The 24,371-nt window shown below is 45.0% G+C and carries 2 protein-coding genes; both read left to right on the top strand.

The annotated features are described in order from the left end of the window. Nucleotides 1-470: 470 nt before the first annotated feature. Nucleotides 471-10,871 (top strand): T9SS type A sorting domain-containing protein, encoded by a 10,401-nt coding sequence (locus SAPGRDRAFT_RS15485; protein WP_002660187.1) that lies wholly within the window; start codon nucleotides 471-473, stop codon nucleotides 10,869-10,871. A gap of 479 nt (nucleotides 10,872-11,350) precedes the next feature. Next, entirely contained in the window at nucleotides 11,351-23,209 is an 11,859-nt protein-coding gene (locus tag SAPGRDRAFT_RS15490) for a T9SS type A sorting domain-containing protein (RefSeq protein ID WP_002660188.1), read from the top strand. The last annotated feature ends 1,162 nt before the right edge of the window (nucleotides 23,210-24,371 follow it).

Below are 24,371 nucleotides of genomic sequence, written 5' to 3' on the forward strand. Positions count from 1 at the left end.
CTAGGTCGGCCGCCGCTATGCTGCGCGGCTCGCAGGTCTGCTCGGCCCTGCGGGCTGCGCTTTGCTTGCCCTGGGTCTGGCCTTTGGCCACCGCTGCGCAGCGCTGGGCCATTGGTGCCGGCTGGCTTTCTGAGCGGGGAGTTGTTTTTTTTTGGCAGAACATCTATATAGGGCTTTATTTACGTATATATTTTAGAATAGCATTTTGACAAAATAGAAAAAGGCTTTTAGGGTTTGCCATTTAATTATAGTAGTTTTATGTGGTCTAAAAGTTAAGTGGCAAGCTAGACTAAATCTAAGTAATGGCTAAACTAAAGCTATAGTTTTTGTTTTAAAAGTTAAGGACTTAATAAAAAAAATAGCGGAAGCTTTGGCTATAAAGCAGCATAAAGCTTAGGTAAAACGCTTATAAAGTATTAGTTTTAGGAGTTGTACGCATCAAGTCAAAGCACTAACCAAGAGTAGAATATATGAGACAAATTATACTTAATTTTTTGTTGTTGTTTTTGTCGGCAACGGCAGTATTTGGACAATTGGACGGCAACCTTGCGTGGTTGTTGCGGGATACGGCTTCGCCGGAGCCTTTGATGGTGGGGAACAGCAATGGTTTGTTTACCAATGACCGTGGTTTGGGAGTAGATAAGGATAGCGATGGGAATATATATACTGCGGGTATGTATAATAATTATAGTATTTACTTGTATAAGTTATCGCCTGCTGGAGAAATTTTGTGGGAGGTAAGTATACAGACAGACCTTACAATTTCTAGTCCTTTGAGTATGGGGCCTTCACAGGGGAATACTTTGGCTGTTGGGCATGATGGGATTTATGTGGCGGGATCATTTCGGTCTACGAGGAGTAGTGCCACTTTAATTTTTTCAAGGACCAATAGTGCTACTCCTGTAACTGAAGTGAATCAGGAGCCTGTATTTTTTGTAACTAAGTATGGATTTGATGGTCGGTATATAAAAACGGCTTATGTGCGTACAAACTCTAATGGGGGGACGGTCTATGCTACTTCTTCTCAGTTACAGGATATTGCTGTAGATGATCAGGGGGATTGTTATGTTGTGGGAATGTCTGACAAGACGCTTCGTCCGGAGACGGGGTCTGAGCGTTTGAAGCAGGGGCGTTGTACTGGAGGAGGAGGATCTTCTGATGCCCTTATTTTTAAGTTTGATATGAGTCGGTCTAATGAATTGGTTTGGGCCAAGGCATTGGATGCTGAGGGGCAGGCTATTTTTCGAGGGGTAGCAGTAGATGGAAGTCATGTTTATGCCGTAGGAGATTATGTTGGAGATTTGATTGGGGAGTATAACTTGGAGAGCAACCCGGGTACTTGTACAGCGGATTCGCGGAGGAACTATCGTTATACTTCGGATGGAATTGCGTTAAAGATAGATCGTTCTACGGGGGCAACGATTTGGCGTAAGAGTATAGAATCTACGACGACCACCAACTCTGGCCAACGTATTGTTGATGTAGCAATTGATAATAGTTTGGGGCTCTTTTTTTCTTTTGAATATCAGAGTACAGCCAACCTAAGGATAAATGGGTCTGCCGTGAATTTACCGACAGTAGACGTTAATACAGGAGCAGTAACGGCGCATACGGTTGCTGTAGGTCGTATAATAGATGACAGTGCTCCTACAGTTAACTTTTCTTGGTTACAGCGTTTGGGGGTACCGGCAAACTACCGAGACGTTCGTCTTCATGGGGGGAGTGGTTTAGTATTGGATGAGATAGGAAATATCAATGTATTATTCTATTCGGAAACCATAGAAGACTTAGCTGTAGGTAGTTCTCCTATGACAACGGCTACTGTACCGGCTGTTCAGGGGATTGGATTTCCGGTGACGGGAGGGAGTTTTACAGATGCAGGGATTGCTAGTTTTGATGCGAGCACAGGGAGTTTTAATAATCATATACAGTTTTGGGGGACATCTGCTGAATATTTAACAGGAATTACTTTTTCTGAGGAGGCTTATTATTTGTCTGGATATAGTATAGGTGTAACTAATTATTCTCCTGCGCCAGGATCTCCTTATACAGAGGAGAGTTTGTATTATGATGGTTTCTTGGCCAAGTATGATTGTCCGACTATTGAGTTGACTGCAGCGAAAGACACGATTTGTTTGTCAGAGTCCATAGAAATTACAGCTTGGACGGATAGTCCAGAAGGGAGTGTGAACTTCCAGAATACATGGACGGATGTAAATAACAATGTAGTATTATCAAATACCTTGTCGACTTTTAGTTTAAATACAAATAATCTAGGGACGAATCAGGTGCACTTGGAGGCGGTAGAGGCTTATTCTGCTTGTGTGTCTCGGGATACATTTAATTTTGTGGTTAATCCTTCTGTTACGGTTAATACATCATTAAGTAATGCTGTAATTTGTTTTGGTGATTCCACTACTTTGGGAGCATCAGCCTCACCTTCTGCGGGGGCATCTTATATTTGGTTGAATAGTTTGGGGGATACGGTGTCTACGGTACAGAATGCCTCTTTATTTGAGGATGATATTTATACAGTAGAGGCGAATGTAGATGGCTGTAAGGGGCAGGCTTCGGTCAACTTAGATTATTATCCATTTACGGCGGCTCGTATTATTCCGGATACGGCAAAAATTTGTGCAAATACGGGGGCTTTACTAACGGTAATAGATTGCCCGGGTTGTAGTTATGTTTGGGATCCGCCAACCACCTCTTTAGCCAGCTCAAATAATGAGCAAATTTTGGCAGATATAGCAGGTATTTATGATGTGGAGATTTCTGATCAGTATGGCTGTCCGACTATTCTTCAGAAGGATGTACAACCTGGTGCTTATTTGACCCCTGCTATTTATGCGGAAGATATTAACGGAGTAATTCGTCCTTCTATATGTAATGGGCGGCCGGTGGTTATTCGTTCTATTCCTCGAGACTCTTGTTTGAGTTGTCAGTATAGTTGGAGTGATGGAACGACTGGTCCATTTACCTTTGCTATGGGGACGGGGACTTATAGTGTAACGGTTACAGATGTAGTGAGTGGTTGTGAGGGCCGTTCTAATGATTTAGTGATTGAGAGTAGTAGTTTAGCAGCCCCTCAGATAGATGCAGACCCTTATAATATTTGTGGAACGAATCCAGCTATAATATCAGTAACAAATCCATGTTTGGGCTGTACTTACACTTGGCATAAGACAGATAATAATGGGGTGGTATCATCTACTTTGGGAACAGGGACTTCAATCAGTTCTGCTAACCCTGCGGATACAGGTAGTTATTTGGTTCGAGTAACAGATACATTAGCTTGTGAAGAAGAATCTGCTGTAGCAGATATTGGGCTAGGAACGACAACTCCTCCAGTGATTACGGGTACAGGAAGTAAGTTATGTGGTACGAATACGATTACCCTGAGTACAAATAGTTGTATAGATTGTCACTATCAATGGTATCTCAATGCTGCTGTAATTCCGGGAGCTACTAGTTCTAGTTATGTAGCGAATCAGGCAGGAGTTTTTTCTGTAGAACTGCAATATCCAAATAGCTGTAGACGCAAATCTTCAGATTATACGATTACATTTGAAGCCTTTAATCCTAAAGTTGATTCAACTGACCTTTATTTGTGTAATGGGGCTGCTGTAAATCTTGAGATCCTTGGGAGTTATGAGTTACCTCCCAATTGGTCTTATCAGTGGTATTATAATGGAGTTCAAATTCCTGGTTCAAATGGATATACTCACAGTGCATCACAGGCAGGAACATATTTCTTAGAGGTAGTCAATGCTAGTGGGTGTCATGCATTTTCAGATAGTGTTGTGGTGCGTTCGTCTTCTGCCGGAGCCAATCCGGTACTCAATGCGAGTCCATCAATTTATAGCTGTGGAGGAGATTCTGTTACTTTATCTGTACCACCTTCTCCAAATTGCTTGTATACCTTTAAATTGGCAAGTGGGGTAAATCGTCAACCAGACTCAATTAACTCTTATCGGACTAATGTTCCAAATGGTTATTTTGTAGAGGTAAGAGATACCATTTCTAACTGTGTCTACCAATCGCCAGTAATTGAGATTAAAGATACTATTTTGCCGGTACCAGCTGTTGCTGTTGCTAGTGCTACAAATATTTGTAGTACTAGTCCTGTGGTGCTATCGACTCCCGCCTGTGCTGGCTGTCAGTATATCTGGACCTATAATGGTTATGATGATGGTGGTTTGCCTGTGAGCTGGAAAGATACTGTTAGTCAAAGTACGTATTCGGCAGATACCACAGGAAACTATGAGGTGCAAACAGTACAGTCAGGTTGTGCCTCACCGCCTTCTAACTTGGTGCCGATCACTCGTCTTTCTTATAATGCGCAGTTGAATACGGCTCCACTGGCCAATGTATGTAATCAGGATACGGTTATTATAGAGGCTGTACCAGATACTACGGTTTGCCCAAGTTGTACTTATGAGTGGTTCCAGGATAATGTACAGGTTCCTATTCCCGATACCCAAGATTATTTCGAGGTGGTACAGGGTGGTGACTACTATGTAGTGGTTACTCAAAATTACCCCGGTTATATCTCTTCTCCTTATACCTTTGGCTGTACCGATACTTCTGTCGTGCGAAATTATAGTGATGTGAGTTTGGGTGTGGCTATGCGAGCCTCTTCTGAAGCAATTTGTGGTCCTTCCGGTCAGGTTGTTCTAGAAGTTAATTCTTGTGTAGGTTGTACCTACAACTGGTACTTTGATGGCGACACTACCAATGGATTTAATTATAGCAACTTAGGCGTAAATGATACCTTTTACCTTGTGAATGGTGTAGCCGCTACGGGAATGTATAAGGTAAGTATTGGCCTTAATGGCTGTTTTGTAGAGGATTCAATTTATCTATATGATACTACTGTATTAGCAATTGCTATTGATACCACAACCGCACCCTATGCCAATATCTGTAATGGTCAACCTTTTGAGCTATCCTCTAACTGTACAAGTTGTGATAGCATAAGAAATTCATCTTTACACTATCAATGGTATCAGGACAGTATGATTATTCCTGGTGCAATTGGGGCTTCTTACCAAATTGATAATCCAGCAGACTACCAGTTGGTCGTCTCGGATAATTTGGGTTGTGTTAATTACTCTCCAATAACAACGGCTATAGAGGTCTTGCCTCCAGCCAATTTTGGCCTACTGCTAGATCCTGTTGCGGTGGTGCCCATTTCTCAGGGCCCAATTTTATTAGATAATTATTTGCAACCTGCCTTAGTGCACAACTCAGGAAATTACTTTTCGGTCCCTCAGGCTGCCGCAGTAACTACCGATAGCTTTATTCCTGCTTTGGCCGGTTCGGGTAGTCATATTGTTAGCTTTGAGTATCAAAACCAAAACTGTTTCTTTGAAACTTTTGATACAATTGATGTACTCTCTCCACCTAGCCTAGATGTAGCAAACCTCAATCCCTTGGCTCCTGCCGAAGAGGCTTGTGTTCAAGATAGTCTAGTTTTCTATTTGGGGAACATTACATTAGAACCTAACCAAATTCTTTTTGCAACTTCAGCCACTACTTATGATACATTAGCTGTTTCTACAACAGGCCTGAGTGAGTATGCAGGGGTTTGGTCCGGAAATATTCCCATTGTGGTGCCTTCTTCGGCAGTAACAGGAAAAGTTGTTTTGAGAGATAGTATTAGTGGAAATGAATATGCCTCTAACTTCTTCTTGGTGGTCCAAAACCCTTCTGTAGCCATTAGCTTAAATGGGGTGCCTCAACCCCTCTGCTCTGCCGCAGATACTATTGCGCTTTCAGGCTTCCCTCAACCTGGAACCTTTAAGGCGGCCTATGCTGCTACTCCATCTACCTATGAGCCTAGCCTGATTTCTGGCAATAACTTATTGGTAGAAAATGTACAAAACTATACGCCTGTAGCTGGTACCCAACAATTAGAGGTGACTTATGTCTATCAACCTACTTATTCTAATAATGCAGCAGCTTGCCCCGACTCTGTGGTGGCCGTAATTCCTGTTAGCATTAACAATAATGAGGTGGATAGCATCGAGTTTACACCGATCTCTGTAACAGAGACGAATGTACCTATGACGGACTTGACGCGCCTGGTTTGGCCGCTAGATAGCCGCTTCTTCTCTGGCTCTTATGTGGGAACCTATATCAATAACGGCGAACTACTCGCCAATACCATTCCGCTAGCCACTACAGCAAATCAAACGGTAGATACCGCTATTTACCGCTTTGTCAATGGAAGTTGTAGAAATGAAACTGAACAACTTATCGATGTTTGGCAAAAGCCAATTACTCTCGATTCTATTCCTAAGTTCCTCTGCCGCAATGCCGATACGATCTTTATTGGCCGTAATGCGAACTCGATGTACCTAGAAATGGATGGGATGACTTATCTGCTAGACTCTAATTACGCTTATCAACCTAGCCTTGGCGTAACTGATAATGTTAATTATAGCTACGATGAGTTTGTTAATGTAATGAGCCTTAGCTCTAGTAATGGTGGCCTCCAACCTATTAGCCTAACGCAAGGAGCAGAACGCTTTGCTTTTATTCCCGCTTTGGTGTCTGGAACCACTACGGACCTATCGATTAGCTTCCGCTATGAGCGCTATCATACTTACTTTACCCCTACTTTCTCACTAAATAATGTGGCTTATACTATTGCAGCATTGAGCAAGCAGGTGGTTATTGAGGATCCTATTACCGCTCAAATTAACCCCGCTATTCTAGCCGATACCATTTTCTGCCAAGACAACAGTACACAGCAGTTTTCAGGTATTCCTAATGGCGGACAATATTATATTAACTATCAGCCTTTGGCCGGAAACCTCTTTAATCCTAACCAACAGGCCGCTAGCCAAGGGGTAGGTAACCATTTACTAACTTATGTCTACCAAGGAAATGCTTGTGTAGATTCTACTTCTACCTCTATTTATATTCCCGATACCTTCTCGGTAAGCATTTTTGCACCAAATGGTCCCACTTACTGCCGACTTGATCCCGCCGATACTATCTCGGTTAGCTCTTCGGTGCCCGGCGTACTCGATACTACAGCAGGGATGTTCTTGGTGGGGACTATCCGATCTGGACAGGTCTTTAACCCCGCTTTTGCTCCTGCTGTTGTGGGTGGAAATAATGTGGTTTATATCGCTCAAGATACCTTTGGTTGCGAAGCCAGAGATAGTGCCTTGTTTACGGTTTTTGCTATGCCCGATATCGCAATTACAGCTCTAGATTCTCTCTACTGCCTAAATGCTGATACCACTATTTTAGACCTCTATGAGCATAATACAAGCTGGCACCTACAAGCTCCAATGGCTTATAACCCCGGTGATGTTGTACAACTGACTGCTAATGGGGTCCGCAATGGCGGAACTAACCCGACTAACCCGCTCTATAATCCTTCTGCGGCTGGAGTGGGATTAGATACCATTACTTATGATTATACAGATGTGAATGGTTGTAATACCACACTCACCCAATATGTAGAGATTCTGCCTTTGCCCAACTTGACGCTGACAACCGATAATGGGGTGCCGCTAGATTCTTTCTATTGTGAAGGCGATTCTGTAGCGCTCTTTGCTAGCCCATTGGGCGGAGATTTCTTTAGCCTCTTTAGTTATGAGCAAGGAAACCCCAGCAATACAATCCCTTCAAGCTTTGATACTTCAGTGAGCCCGCCTCTCTTTACACCATTTATTAGCGGAACCGCTATTGCCTTTGGTGAAGAAGGCTTGGCCTATACTTACCAAGATCCTATTACACTTTGTAAGGATACTATTGTGGATACCATCCAAATCAATAATTTCCTTACCGATGCAACGATTACAGGCCTACCTACTCAAATTTGTGCCGATGATACCATTTATGTCTTAGGCGTGAACCCCAATGGCGGTCCAATGCCTACGCCCGGTTTGACAACAGGTTATTTTGGCGCCTTTGCCGCTATCGATACCAATATGATCGTCGATGCTGTAGCTGGACACTTTAATCCTGCACTTTCTGGTATCTTCGATCGAGGTAGAAGTGCAATTGTAACTTATACTTACCTTTCTAATGGATGTTATAATACCGTTTATGATACCGCAGTCCTCAATCCACTTCCACAGCTGATCTATAACATGCCCGGCGATAGTCTATTCAACCGAAATGACCCAACTATCCACGCCTGTTTTAGCCAGCCCGCCGCCACGCTGCAGGCTTACAATCAGTATCAAGGAAATATTAACCCCATTCCACAATATATCGGAACACAACCTAACCCTAGCCAGTCAGGTATCTTTACGACTAGCAGTGGATTAGGCATGACTTGGAGTGTGACCTTTGGTAACTGGGCCTATGAAGCTCAACAAGCCAATGGCGGGGTAGATACTATCCATTATAGCTTTACCGATGCTCGCGGATGTAGCAATACCCGCTCAGAGGTGATCGTCATCGATACGGTGCCCGAACTCGGTTTTGCTGGCTTTGATAGCAAATATCTAGATACAATTACTGGACGCTATGTCTATTGCGAAAATGATCCAGCTAGCTTGATTATTCCCTCTCCTTTTGGTGGAACGAGCTACCTGAATTATTACGAAATTCCAACCGGTATCTTTGAGCTTATCCCCGATACGCTGGCCTATGGCGATACCACAAATATTCACCGAATTACTTATGAGTTTATCTCGGCCCGCTATCATACAGGTGGCGTTTGTCTAGATTCTACCATCCAGATGATTGAGGTGCGCCCCACACCAGATTTACAGTTGGTCAATGCACCCAATACGTTCTGTGTAGCCGATAGCGCACAAAGAGTTCCGCTCTCTGCAACGCCTTATGGCGGAACCTTTGAAGATATTACGCTTGGCGCCATTGCCGGAATTGTAGGCGATAGCCTCTTTAATCCTATGGCCCAATTGGGTAGCCGACAACTGATTTACTATTATACAGATACGGTTTCCGGTTGTACCGATACCATCCAACACCAAATTGATGTCTATAACGCCCCAGAGGTCCACTTCTTTAGTGAAGGGGGCTGCCAAGGCGATAGCGTACAATTTAACGCCTCTCCTCCTGGCTTGAGCAATAGTATCCCCGCTTTGGATAGTATTACGATGGTGGTCTGGAATTATGGCGATGGCCTGAGCGATACGCTCTTTAGTTTGATCGACCCCGTTAATGTGCCCACTCAATACCATAATTATGCGCAGCCCGGAATTTATTTCCCCAGCTTGACTATCGTCAACCGTGGACAATGTGATACCAGCTTCTTGCGCCGAATTGTGGTCTCACCCAAATATATGGTGAATGATACTACGCCTTATTTCCAAGACTTTGAGGCCGATGCCGGCAACTGGTTCCAAGAAAATGAGGATAGCACCATCAACCTGCCCAATGATTCGCTCTGGGCTTGGGGCTTGGCCGATGGCTTCCGTATTACCACTATTCAATATGGCAACCACGTCTGGGCCACCGCGCCCAACGGTCCTTATCCAGAAGGAGAGGCCGGATGGGTCTATAGCCCTTGCTTCGATATCTCTACTTTGCGCCGCCCAATGGTCAAACTAGATATCTGGCGAGATAGCCGCCAAGGTACAGATGGTGCCGTTATGCAGTATTTCGACGATTCTACGCAGACTTGGAGAAATCTAGGTATCCGAAATAAAGGACTCAATTGGTATAACCCCACTTATGTGGTGAGTGATCCCGGTAACCAAGATGGTACCCCCATCGGCTGGTCTGGAACGAGCAATAGCTGGGAGGATGCCCGCTACCGCCTAGATGTGAGCGGCGGCGATCTGCGCAACCGCGATAATCTTCGCTTCCGTATCGCCTTTGCCGCAGCAAATGGTAGTGGAGGCGCACTCTATGAAGGTTTTGCCTTTGATGATGTCTATATCGGTAACCGAAGCCGCTCTGTTTTGCTAGAGCACTTTAGCAACCAGAATTATGCGGGCATTGATGATATTGAGCGCGACCTTTATAGCACCGTTTATAGCAACCTCTACGGAAGAGATGTGCAAATTTTGCAGATCCATACCGACTACGGCAACTATGATTATCTCAATGTCTTTTCTGCCGATGAGTCCAGTGCTCGAGTACTTTACTACGGAATCAATGATGCCGATCAGGTCCGCCTAAATGGATCTGCCTTGGCCAATACTACCAGTAGCCTAGTGCGCTACCAACAGGAGCTAATGGATATGCAAATGCTGCAAGATGCAAAATTTGATATCAAGATGTTCCCCGTCAATGTGCAAAATGGCGTCTTGAGCACGGCCTTTGAAATTGAAGCCTTGGAGGATGTTATGCTTTTGACGGATAGCCTAGATGTTCATCTGGCCGTTACCCAGGATAGTATTCCTAGCCTGCAGGCCCATACCATGATGTCGGTCATGAAGGTGATGCTGCCCGATGGCGCTGGCGAGCAAATTCCAAGTACTTGGGTAATGGGCGATGTCTTGCCTTATACCCGAACCTGGACCTTTGACCCGACGCAGATTGACCCCACACAGCTCAAGGTGACTGTTTTTGTACAAAACCGCCAAACTAAGGAGGTCTTGCAGGTCAATAGCTCGAGAAACCTCAATCTCTTTAATGGGCCGGTGGCTATTGAGGAGTTGGCAGATGAAGATGGAGCCGAAATTTTGGACCTCAATCTTTATCCCAATCCTGCCAAGGAGCAGTTCCAAGTAGACTTTGGGGCTCCGCTCCAAGGAGATTACAACTGGCAGTTGGTGGACCTTTTGGGCCGCCGATTGAAAGATGGACAATTGCAGCCTGGCTTGCAAAATTTACAGATCCAAACCGATGGATTGACTCCAGGAGTTTATATCTTTAGTGTATATAATGAGACGGTATACAGCCAGCGAAAGGTGGTCATTTATCGTTAGCAAATAGGCAAGTAGTGGGGCAGTGACTCGGCTACTTGCTCTGCTATTCTTTTTTGTATAGTTGTTTTGGGGCCTCCGCCTCGCTTCGCTCGTCGGCGCTACGTTCGGCAGCTCGCTATTCGCTCGGCCCTGCGGCGCTTTCAGCGCCTGGGTCTGGCCTTTGGCCACTGCCTACCATCGCTAGGCCGTTTTGGCCCTTTGGGCCAAGGGCGGCAAGCCGCCCAAGTTGCAGCTATTTGGACCAATTGGTCCAGCAAAAAAGAAAACCCCCCAAAAGGGCCGATAGCCGAATCATGGCTAAGGCTCCTTGGCTGAGCGGCCTAGCTGCCTGAAAGGGTGGCCCGCAGGGCCAGACCGAGCCAGCAAAGCTGGCGAAGGGCCGAGCGAATAGCGAGCCCTGCAAGGGAGCGCCCGCAGCAAAGCTGCGGGAGGCCCCAAAAAAGAAAAAAGAAAAAAGACCATATCAAAACAAGCAATCTATGCTACGCAAACTTTTACAAACGGTTTTTATTTTCGGCTTGCTGCTGTGGGCTAGTTCCTCTTGGGCGCAAACGCCCTGTGCAGCAACCAAGGCAGATTTAGCTAACTATGCTTTGGTAGTACAAGATGAGGCTGGAAACTGTATTGCTACTTTTCCTACATCAAGTTTGGTATCAGCTGGCGGAACAGGTGATTTTTCGGTGCCCTATTGTGAAACGGGAACCCTTCATATTATTGCTGGGGGGCCAAATTTCTCATCAATTTCTGGTTTAAGCACAACAGGTGGGACGAATGTAACCCCAGGATCTGGGCCTAACGCCTATCATGGAGGAACATCGCCCTATTTTCCTTATCCAAGCACTGGATACACGAATAATACTCCCTTGGTAACGATTAGTGCTCCAGTTAGTGGTGGTTTTGAGATTAGCTACACTTACGCTTATGACGATGGCACGCCTTCGGAGCTGCATACTATCACGGTTCAAACGATCAATACTGCACCGACTATCGATGCTTCTATTCCTAGTACAACAAAGGCTTGTGCAGGGACCGATCAGGTTTTTACAGCAAATTGTACGGCAGCTTGTGGTGCAACGGGGACGATTAGTTATGAATGGCAGAATGCATCAGGTACGGTATTAGGCACGAATTCTACATATACGGTATCCTCACCGCCTGTTGGACCTATTGATTTGGTATTGGAAGCAACTAATGAAAACTTTTGTACAAGTCAGTTTCCGGTAAGCCGAACAATTGCTGATGCGCCTACGGTAACTACTGTGGATGCAAAAGCTAGTGTTTGTATTGGAGAAACGCCGGTACTGGATGCGGGAGGTGTTTGTTCTTCTTGTGGTTCTTCTGCAACTTATGCTTGGACGGTTACTAAGGGAGATGGGACGGCTCATGCTAGTTCGGGAGCGGCAGTTCCAGATTTCTCTACAGCGCCATATACGGCTGGCGATGAGGGGAGTTCGGCAGTGATGCAGCTCGTTGTAACGAATACGGCAGGTTGTACGTCCACCACTTTTGATAATTTTGTGATTAACCCTTTGCCTGATTTTAGTGCAACGGTAGATAAGAGCACTATATGTTTGGGGGAAACAGTTGTTTTGGATATTAGTGCTACTTCAGTTACTGCTAACTATTTGGCCAGTTGGGGGACTAGTAATTCGACAGCGGCTCCAGTAAATACTGCGGGTACCTCAAATACAGCGACAGAGTCTAGTACGCCAGTTGCTACAGCTAGTGGAGGAACTACTTATACTTATGATGTCACTATTTTAGATGACAATAACTGTCTGGCAACAGATAATGTAGATGTTTTGGTGAAGGATAGTATGGAGATTTCTGTGGGCTTGTATGCTGGGGTGACGGGGATTACGACCAATCCGAATGTAACAGGAGGGGCGACTAATCCGGAATATCAGATTGATGGTATGGCGAGTACAGTAACTACTTGTGATGGTAATTTTACGGATGATGATGGACCAAATGACCGCTATGATAATAATAAGTCTTATGTAAGAACAATTTGTCCGGGAACCGCAGGGAGCATGCTTCAACTAGACTTTACAGTTTTTGAAGTGGAGGATGCAAATTCAACTACGGGGCAGATTTATGATAATTTGAAGATATATGATGGGAATAGCCCCTCTGCAACCTTAATAGGAACCTATTATGGAACAAATGGAGCAAATGCACCAGGGACTATTACCGCAACAAACTCTACGGGTTGTTTGACTTTTGAGTTCTATGCGGATGTGAATACTAGAGAAGAAGGCTGGGAGGCCACTATCAGTTGTGTAGAGCAGGTATTATCTGGGGTGAACTATGACAACAGTGCTAGTGTGACTAACATTTGTGTAGGAGAGGCTGCAGTTTTGGATTTAGCGGATATTGATGGAGATTTTTCTTTGCCTGCATCGCCTAGTCGGATGACATGGACTTCACTGGATGGGGGAGCTATGGAGCTATATGATGGAAATAAAAAGGCATATATTGGACCATTTAGTACAGCGGGTACTTACACCTATAGTGTGGAGGTTCAGCCAGCGGGAACAACCTGTGCTTCTACCTATTGGTTTGATGTTGTTGTTCAGCCTACGCCTTCGGCTAGTATTAACGCTACAGCGGGAACCGGGCCATTTTGTTTGACCGATTCTGTTTTACTGGAAGGAGATCCTGACATAGGGACTTTTGTTGCATGGGAAGAGAACGGAGGGAGTTTAACTGCTGCTTCGGTCAGTAATGCAGATAGTTTGTATACTACCTATAATAATACAACGACGACCAATCAGACGGTTCAGTATTCTTATATTTCTTCTTTGGGGACCTGTTCTGATACCGCAACAATAGATATTAGCTATTATCCTGCTTTGAATGTGGTTATTCCTGCATCTGGGGGGAGTTATTGTTCGGGGAATGATTTGACGATTACTCCTTCGCCATCGCCTTCAGGAGGGAATAGTAGTCCTTATACCTATAGTTGGACGGGGAGTACTACACTTACCAATGGCTCGGCTTATACTACTACATCGGATAGTAGTGAATTTACCTTTGTCAATCCAGCTGTAGGGGCTATAGAAACCTTAGAGCTAACAATAACAGATGATAATAGCTGTAAGAGTACAAGTACCAAAACTTTTGAGTTTATAGATTGTGGAAACTATGCAATTAGTTCTAGTACAGGAGCAACCAATAGAATTTGCTATGGAGATAACATTAGCTTAACGGTTAATGATAATGTTGATCCGGCGAAATTAGCTAGTGGAGAGCAGCGCATTGTCTACAACTGGTCTACTGGTTTTTCGGGGAACTCGGCCACAGGAGTGGGGCAAACCTTGGTTTATACGGTATTAGATAGTAATGTAGCGACTAAAACCATAGGAGTGAATGTTCAATTACAGCAGTATTATTGTGCGGATCCAATTGACCCCTTAAATTCTCCTGGCCCATATCCTCCAAGTACACCATGTGCATTTGGGTACTATCAGTTTTTAGATAACTCTTATCCTACCTACACCTTTGAAATTATTAGCCCTAAGCCGCAGATTACTCCTGATACAGGAACTGCTGCATATTGTTTTGGTGACACCATTGATCTTCTGGCGAACTGTGTGACTTGTTCTAGCTATGCTGATCCGGTAACTTATAGTTGGGATAATGGTTACACAGGAGCTGGTCCTCATTCTACTATATTAACTCAAGATACGAGCTTTAAGGTAGTTGGAGATATATATGGTTGTGAGGATTCTACTACGATTAGTTATAATGTTAGAAATGCCTTAAATCCTCAGATTAGTCAAGGGAATGCGGCTTCGGTTTGTACGGGAGACTTTTTGACCTTATCTGCAACAGCGTCTGGCTGCTCTAATTGTGACTACAGTTGGAGTACAGGGCAGCAAGGAACTTCAATCAGTGTGAGTCAGTCTGGAACCTATACCTTCTTTGTAGAGGAGCAAGGCTGTATTGAAGAGGATAGCGTAGTGTTTACTAACTATACGCAGGTAAACCCTATCGTAGAGACCGCTGACTCTGTGGCTATTTCAGGTTTCTATTTGCCACTTTGTGGTGGGCAACCTCAGACAGTACATGTAGATCCTACTACTTGTCCTTCTTGTAACTTTACTTGGAGTAATGGTTCTACCTCAGATAATTTTGTAATTAACGGCTCTGGAGGTTACTATGTGGAAGTGGTAGATACGAATGGCTGTAGAGGTACCTCAGACCCTATTTTGGCTGTACCTTCTTTAGAAGGGCAGGGGGCTGTTGCTACGGCCTCTCCTAATCCTATGTGTAATGATTATATTGTAGAATTGACGGCTACGGCTTGTGCTTCTTGTAGTTATATTTGGTATGATAGCAATAATGACTCTGTTGGAACAGGAAGAACAATTACCCTAACAGGAGCCACGGCAGTCGATACTTATTATGCGGTATTAACAAATGGCGATAGTTGTGAGTATGTGACTAATATGGTCAATGTGACATTTCAGAACTTAAGTTTACCCCAAATACTGGCCAATACAGATTCTATTTGTTTGGGTAATGGAACTGCCGATTTATCTGTAGTAATAGAGCCTGATTATGTAAGTTATCAGTGGTATAAAGATAGTATCCCACAGAGTGGGTATATCAACTCTACTTTGACTGTCTCTGATACAGGAAATTACTATATAGAGGTAACACATCTTAGCGGCTGTGTTTTGAGCTCTAATACAATACATGTAGATACTGCTATTTTTAATCCAATAGCGGTTCAGTCAGGAGGAACTGTTTGTCCTGGAGAAACGGTAACCTTATCAACACCGACAGAAGTCGGTTGGTCTTATCAGTGGTATCAAAACGGTATACCTATTTCCACAGGGCAAGGGGCTGCTTATAATGCTGCTCAAGCTGGGCAGTATTATGTAGAAGTTGATGCTCCAGGCTGTTCTGCTATATCTAATATTTTAACAGTAAGCAGGGCTACCGTAGACAGTGTCAATGCTTCAACGAATAAGCTAGCTATTTGCCCTGGCGATGAAGCTACTCTTTCTGTTACGCTTTGTGTAGGTTGTGAATATCAGTGGGTGAATGCCACCAACGGTCTAGACCTTACGACTATGGCCAATACCAACTCTAGTTATACAACAAATGTTGGTGGATCTTTTTACGCTAGAGTAGAAAGTAGTAATAATGGCTGTTTTGTAAATTCGGATACCATTAACATCGCTTCTTTGGCGCTGGTTACTCCATCTATCAACATCAATAGTAGCTCGCCTTATGTTTGTGATGGGCAGACTTCTACTTTGACTACCTCTCAGTGTAGTTCTTGTAATTATACTTGGATGAGAAATAGTGTGCCTGTTTTTGGCGCCTTAAATGATACCTTCTTTATCGTTTCAGATCCATCGGATGCGGGAACTTATAGCGTGGCCGTAACTTATGCCAATGGCTGTCGCGATACTTCTATTGTGGAAAGTATTTTAGATGGCTCTTATAATCTAGCCATTGAAATTGATCCTAATAGCCCAGACAGTATTGTCTGTAATAATAGTCCGGTAGATCTGCAGATTGATTCGGCTACTTCAGGAAGTTTGTACTGTAACCTAGGCTGTACCTTCCAGTGGTTTAGAGGGGGCTCTCCTTTGGTGCCTTCTAATGCCAATGCTTATACAACTACTGAAGGTGGGTTTTTCAAATTGCGGATGACTGACTCTAGAGGATGTATCGAAGAGTCTAATACCGTAACTGTACGAGAAGTAGACCTCAATCCATTTGTCGCCTCTAATGCAACAGCTATTTGTGGCACTGGAGGAACAGTAGAGCTTAGTTATGCTGATTCCGCTAACTGTGTAGGCTGTAGCTATCAGTGGCTAAAAGGAGGTACTGCTGCTCCGCTTTATGGTTTAAATACAACAACGACTACTCCTTTCTATGAAACTGACTCTGTAGGGGTCTACTCTCTAGAAGTGACGCAGTTGGGCTGTGCCGCCTTGTCTAATCAAGTCGCCTTGAACCGACTCAACGGACTAAGTATTCCAGTAAGCTCTACTAAGGCCAATATTTGTGATGGCGATACACTTACGGTTTATCGTATGGGCGGAGGCTGCGCTGGTTGCCAGTTCCAATGGCTACTTAACGATCAGCCTATCCTTTCGGCGACTACACCCAACTTTGTGGTGAATAACATTCCAGGGGCTTATACCCTAGAAATGGTAGATGCTGCAACAGGTTGTACCGATACTTCGGTAGCTATTACCTTATCTAATGTTGCCGCACCTTCTAGCTTTGGTTTGACCCTTTCTGCTAACTTTATTAGTCCACTGACCCCAACGGGTGCGCCAGTGAGTCTATATGATGCCGTTCAACCATCCACTATTCGCCAATCATTAAATGATAGCTTCTATAGCCAACCTTTTGATGCGACTTTGGCCGCTAATTCAGGACTATTTGGCATTGGAAATGAAAATTTTGATCCCTCCATTTCTGGAGCAGGCTACCACCAGGTTTATTATCGCTACGATACACTAGGCTGTAACTTTATTGCCGATGATATTATGCTGGTCTTTGAAGATCCTTCTGTAGATATCTTCAACGAAAACCCAATCGCCCCAAGCCTAGAAGCTTGTGTGGCCGATACACTACAGCTGCAAGTAAATAATATGCCTTTCTATGTAGATTCTATCTACTTGAGAGATGTTAGCAATAACTATCTGTTGGTGCCCATAGACTCTAATGGCTTGCAAGCACAAACCTATGGCTCTGATATCGTCTATACCGGAACAATCCGCCTAGGCATTCCTTCTTGGGCCCAAGAAAGCTTTATGATGATGACTTCTGCAGGAAATGTAGATACTTTCTTCACTTCTTTTGTCCTCATCCATAATGAAAATCTAGAAATCTCAGGCTTGCCCGGAATTATCTGCTCTAATGGAGACTCTATTGAGCTTACAGGTACTCCCGCTGGAGGTTTCTTTACTGCTGAGTATACTGGAGCTGCCGGTGGATCTACCGTAGCTGCCAATACCCTAATTCCTGGAGCATTTAATGGCTCTACGCTCTATCCTACAGCTGCTACCTATGGTAGTTATGGCAATGATCAAGTCCAAAATGTAAAAGTGATTTATAATTATGTAAACACTTATACAAACGGCCAAACTTGCCCGCTGACAGATACTGATACTTCTTGGGTGGATGCTAGAGGGGTCTTCCTCGATAGTGTTCACTTTAATCCTATTTCGATTTCTCAGGATAGAGAACTACTGAAAAATCTTGTTTATCGTGCCTTTCCTTATTCGGCTCAACCAAGCCAATGGGAAAGCGTAGGAACTATTGGCTTTAGCGGCAGCTTTACTTTCCCCGCTGGAGCTCCCGTAGATTTCTTACCCCCCAATGCAGGCCTAGGAAAACACGCAATGAGCTATGTCATTAACAATGGAGCTTGCCAAAACTCAGTAGAAGATTCTATCGAAGTTATAGAAGCACCTTTGTCTATTGGTATTCCAGATTCTATTTGTCGGACCCAAACCTTTGCTAACTTTGGCCGTGAAACTGGACGCTATAACTATTTTGATGGCCCCAATATTCCGATCCAAGCTGGCGTGAGCTTTAGCGATACGATCAATATTATGGTGGTCGGAAATACCGCAGGAGCAGGGCTGACCACAATCAACCCAGCTACTAACCTCGAAGAATTTAACTACAACCCAGCAGCCGTTCCAGGAAACTACGATACGCTTAGCTTAGAGTATGTCTACCGCAAGGTGGAGTACGTCTTTGGAACACCTGTAGATACCGTAGAATATGTACTGGGCTCTATCATTACGCCCATATTTATCGAGGATACTTTCCAAGTGGATATCATTGATAGTATTGTGAATAATATTTACTGTGAAGAGGATGAACTTTATCTTCTTGCTGGAGCACCTAGTGGTGGTATCTTTACCCTCGCCGGCGGAACAGCAGCTTATGCTACTGCCGATACACTTAGCAATAACATCTTGAATCCCTTTGATGTGCATAGTCCAGAATCTAGCAATACCACCTATGACTTGACTTATATCAAGCAAGGGGCGGTTTGCCAAAATTCTGATACGAAGCAAATTACAATTCCAGAACCCTTAGATCCTAGCTTCCTTCCCGCTAGTATGAGCACGATTTACTGTGCCTCAGATCCTATTGATCCAATCAATATTAGTACGCAAGGAAGTAACTTTACTAGCCTTTGGTTGGTCAATGGAGTGGCTCAAGGAGGACTCTTCTTTAATCCAGCTCCTCTAGTGCCTGGTAACCAAGTCGTCACGCATATCGCTACAGATACTATCTTTGGCTGTAGCTATGAGGCCACAGATACTTTTGTGGTCAATGCCTTGCCTCAGCTTTCTGTAACGCCTTTGTTGCAGTCTAGCTATTGTACCAATGATTCTATCGTAACCATGGAGGTAGCACCTAATCCCGTTTGTGCTCAGTTTGTTTCTGGTGGACAAGATATTCTCTTTGCCAACTTTGACTCTCTTGCCTTCCCTCCCGGTGGCTGGTTGGCCCTAAATAATAGCGCTAACGGAAACCCCTGGGTGAGAACTACTATTGCTCCTTACTCTGGTACAGGCGCCGCCTATGTGAATAGCTCTAATGATGTGGAAGATACTTGGCTGTTTACGCCTACGCTCAACCTCGTTACTGGACATACTTACCGCATTAGCTTCTTTGCTAAAGCCGATAACTGTACGCCTCCACCTTGCGACCCCGCCCAAATCAATCTGTATATGGGCCAAGGACAAAGTATTAGCGCCCAACAAGCAGGTACGCAAATCGGAGATACTTCAATTCATCAAACCTTCTATAATCCTTACTCTTTTGATTACCTACATACTGGCGTAACAGGAGGCTTTAATTTTGCCCTCCAAAATGCCTCAGGTACCGATGCCCAAGGAATTACACTAGATGATGTTAAAATCGAAGATCTTTCCCAAACTGGCTGTATCGCTGGCGGATCAGGCTCTATGATTGGTCCCGGTATTAGCTATATTGCCGACTCTACTTATACCTTTAATCCGCAGTTGGTGACTCCAGGCTCTTATAATGTCCGCTATGTCTATACCGATGCAAGTACAGGTTGTACCGATAGCATCCAAATGCCTATCAAAGTGAAACCTCACCCCATTGTGAGCTTTACAAACCTAGATTCTTTGTATTGCGCTAATGCCGCAGCTGTAGCACTTAACCCAAGCCCTGTTGGCGGTACTTTTACAAGTACTGGCCCCAACTTAGATCAAGCCGCTCTAGCCTACGATCCCGTAGCCGCACACAATAATGAAGTGGTGAGCTATAGCTATACAGATCTTAGTACGCTCTGTACTTCAATTATCCGCGATACCGCTACCGTAATCGCTATCCCCGATAGCGCTACCTTTAATGGCGTGGATACCTCTTATTGTGTATATGAGGATTCAATTCTTCTCGATTTTGTTCCCGTCTTTGGTGCCCCTCTTCCCGGCTATTTTGTCGGCGCAGGAGTCTACCCAGATTCTGCCGGAGCTGGCGTTTCTGCCTTCTTCCCAGATTCTGCCGTGATCCAATCTGGCCGCTACGGCGAGTTTGAACTCCGCTATGTCTATCCCACAAATAGCATTTGTGTAGATACAGCCAAAATTATTACTCGCGTAGATGCTCGACCCGACCTGAACTTTACCAATATGCCCGATAGCATCTGCTTAAATGCAGGAGCCGTGCAGGTTCGAGTGAATAACCATGTCATCGAAGGACCACAAGGCCAAATCGAATACGATACCCTAGTTGGAATCGGCCCCGTCTTTGGCGGTAATTTCCTACCTAGCTTAGGCCTGCAAGATACCCTGGTCGCTCGTAACTTTGGTGTAGGATGGCACCATATCAATTATAGTTATACCGATAGAAATGGCTGTAGCTCGTCTATCTCCGACTCTTTCCGTGTAGATACTATTCCAGAACTCTACTTTAGCGGACTCAACCCCAATAGAGTGTACTGCGAAAATGAAGCGCCTAGCCTCTTACTCGCTTACCAACCCTATTATCCTGGTGCAGGCTATCTAGAAATTACTTCCGGAGCCGATACCTTTACCCTCGATAGTAGCTTTTACCTCATTCAACCTATGCAGTTAGTCGATACAACTAGCAGTACCCGCCTCTATGATGTCTATTATACCTATACCGACCTCAATGGCTGTACGAATGAAGTAACCGACTCCTTCGAAGTGAGACCCTACCCACACATCTTTATGAATATCTCGCAAAGCTTCTGCTCTGCCGATACTATCGAAAACCTGATGCCTTATGTCTCGCCTCAAGGAGGACTATTTACCGACGATCTAGTAGTAACCGATATTCTTCAGGACTCTTTCCTTCTCCTTAATGGCAATTCAGGACCTAGAAATATTACTTACTATTACTACGATAGCCTAACTACTTGCTCAAATACTGACCAACAATTGGTAAGGATGTACAATACCCCAGATGTAGATTTCTACGCACTAGGTGGTTGTGTCGCCGCTAATATCACTTTCGTAGAAGATACTCTGGCCTCCAATTTAGTGGCCGGCGTAGATAGTATCTGGCAACTCGAATGGATCTATGGCGACGGAAACTCTACGGTCCTTAACCCCGCTTCTGGCGTGACAATCCCGAACCAAGTTCATAGCTATACCACCGATGGAAATTATCAAGTACAATTGGTCGTGAATAATCAAGGCCAATGTATCGATACCATGAGCACTCAGTTGATTATTTCACCCTATGTGAATACGATCCACCAAACGCCTTATGTAGAGGATTTCCAAGCCAACGCAGGCGGATGGTACCAAGAGGAAGCTAATCTCCTCTTGCCCGACTCGCTGGCCCTCTGGCAACGTGCCGACTTAACCGCCCCCGGAATCAATGATCCCGGAAACTTTGCCTGGGTTACCGCCGCCCAAACGCCCTATACTTACGGCGCAGGCGAACACGCTTGGGTCTACTCGCCTTGCTTCGACTTTACACAGTCTTGGCGCCCCATGATTGTACTCAATACCTGGAGACATACACTCAACGATATTGATGGCGCCGTTATGGAGTACTACGATAACGCATCCAACGAATGGATCCAGTTAGGTGACCCCAACCAAGGAATCAATTGGTACCAAACAGACTTCCTGCTCGCTCGACCCGGTAACCAAGCCGGATTACTCAACCCCAAAGGTTGGACCGATAGCAGCAGTACCTGGGATAATAGCCGCTTCCGCCTAGATCACCTAGCCGGAGAAGACTTTGTCCGCTTCCGTATCGCTTTTGCCTCTGATAGCAATACTGTAACTACCGACGGTTTTGAAGGCTTCGCCTTTGATAGTGTCTGGGTCGGAGAACGTAACCGAAATCTCCTCCTCGAACATTTCTCTAATTACTATCATGTCAATACCCAAGGCGATTCTATGGATGAGATCAATACTTATGTATACAATGATCTAGTCTATAATAATTACAATGGCCGCGATCTTAACCTGATCCAATATGCTACGGATTTCCAAGGCCAAGATCCGCTCAATGCCCTCAACTGGCAGGATAATGACGCCCGCTTCCTCTATTACGGAATTACCGGAAATAGTAAGTACCGCCTCAACGGAACTACCCGAGGCGCTAGCGCTACCGAAGAACTTGACCAATGGAATATCGACTACGATATGATGCAGTTCGCTGACTTCAATATCCAACTCGACCCCATCGTTTTCTCCGGTAATATCCTCCAACTCGATGCCCAAGGAGAAGCCCTCCGACAAATGGATTCTTCCGATTATGCCCTCTATGTCGTGATCACCGAAGACCAAGTCTTTAATGACCGTGGCTTCCCCGAAATGGCCGTCATGAGAACAATCCTCCCCGATGCAGCAGGAGAACAATATGCTCAACCTTGGTCAGCTGGCCAACAGTTTAGCTATTCCGGAAGTTGGGTCTACAACCAAGCTACACTCAACCCCGCCAACCTCCAAGCTGTCGCCTTTATTCAGGATAATGCCAGCAAACAGGTCCTCCAAGTAGCCACTACCCGAGACCTCACGGTTTATCCCCCCACTGGCGTACTCAATGAGGAGACTATCCAGTCTATCGGCGAGGAACTAGACGGCATTACACTCTACCCGAACCCCGCTACCGAGGCCTTCCAAGTAGACTTTACCAAAGGCCTTAGCGAAAATTGCCAATGGCAGCTAATCGATGTATTAGGCCGTGTTCTCCAAGAGGGAACCGCCGCCGCCGGCAGCCAGACAATTCAGGTGCAAACGCCTAACCTCAGCGAGGGTACTTACTTCTTTGTACTGAAAAATGGACAAGCTATGGCCCAACGCCAAGTAGTTATCGTTCGTCCATAAACCAATTTTGATACTTTGATTTTTACCGGTCTAGCTCTTCTGGAGCTAGGCCTTTTTTATTTGGGGCCTCCCGCCTACGGCGGGCGCTACGTTTCGGGGCTCGCTGCTCGCTCGGCCCTGCGCGGGCTGCGCCCGCTCGGTCTGGCCTTCGGCCACCCCTGCACATCGCTAGGCCAAATGGAAGTCCTGCGCTTCGGCCATCCTTTGATAAAAATTTGAGGCTAGTCCAGGCATTTTTTAAAGGCATAGCTGTAGCTATGGCTGAGAAAAATAACGCAGAATAGCAGGAAATTAAAGCAAAGGATAGAAGTGGCAGGGCTTTCATTTGGCCTTTGCCGTTTGGCCTTCGGCCATGGCGGCTTTGCCGCCTGCCATTTATCGCCTAGGGACCAAGAAGGGCGCACACAAGATTTTAATATTAGTCCCTCAACTTTTTCTCGGGAGTTTTGAAGGGGGGGAGAATAGGAGCTATTTTGTTTTCAGGTCCTGCGGCTTTTAAGCTGCAGGCCAGTTGTTGGTCAGGAGGGGACTGTGCTGTTCCTAAATTGGCTGCTGGTTTCAACCTGCAGCCACAGCTAGCAGGCGGCAGAGCGGAGGCAGTATGGAGGTAACTTTTATTAGTCCCTCAACTTTTTCTCGGGAGTTTTGAAGGGAGAATAGGAGCTATTTTGTTTTCAGGTCCTGCGGCTTTTAAGCTGCAGGCCAATTGTTGCTGAGGAGCGGGCTCTGCTGTTCCTAAATTGGCTGCTGGTTTCAACCTGCAGCCACAGCTAGCAGGCGGCAGATCGGAGGCAGTATGGAGGCAACTTTTATTAGTCCCTCAACTTTTTCTCGGGAGTTTTGAAAAAAGAAGAGATAAAGAAAGCGTCTTTTAGCGGTTGGGCAGTTTTGGGGCCATGGGCTGAAGCCCATGGTTGCGGGGCTATGCAAACTGGCGGGCTAAAGCCCTTGTTTGCTGATGGAGCCTATTGGAACAGAAAATCCCCTCGAATGAGGGGATGGCGTTTTTTTCGATAGCCTAGGGCCTTGGCCCTAGGATTCCTATGAAATTTATGGGGGATAAAAAACAAACTACCGAAGAAAAAATAACCCTTGTTCAAAGCGGTAGAGGATTTTAATCCTCTCCGCACTATAGATGTAGAATGGGGTTGTTGTATGGCTG

The organism is Saprospira grandis DSM 2844 (assembly GCF_000275825.1).
GTDB classification, from domain to species: Bacteria; Bacteroidota; Bacteroidia; order Chitinophagales; family Saprospiraceae; genus Saprospira; species Saprospira grandis_A.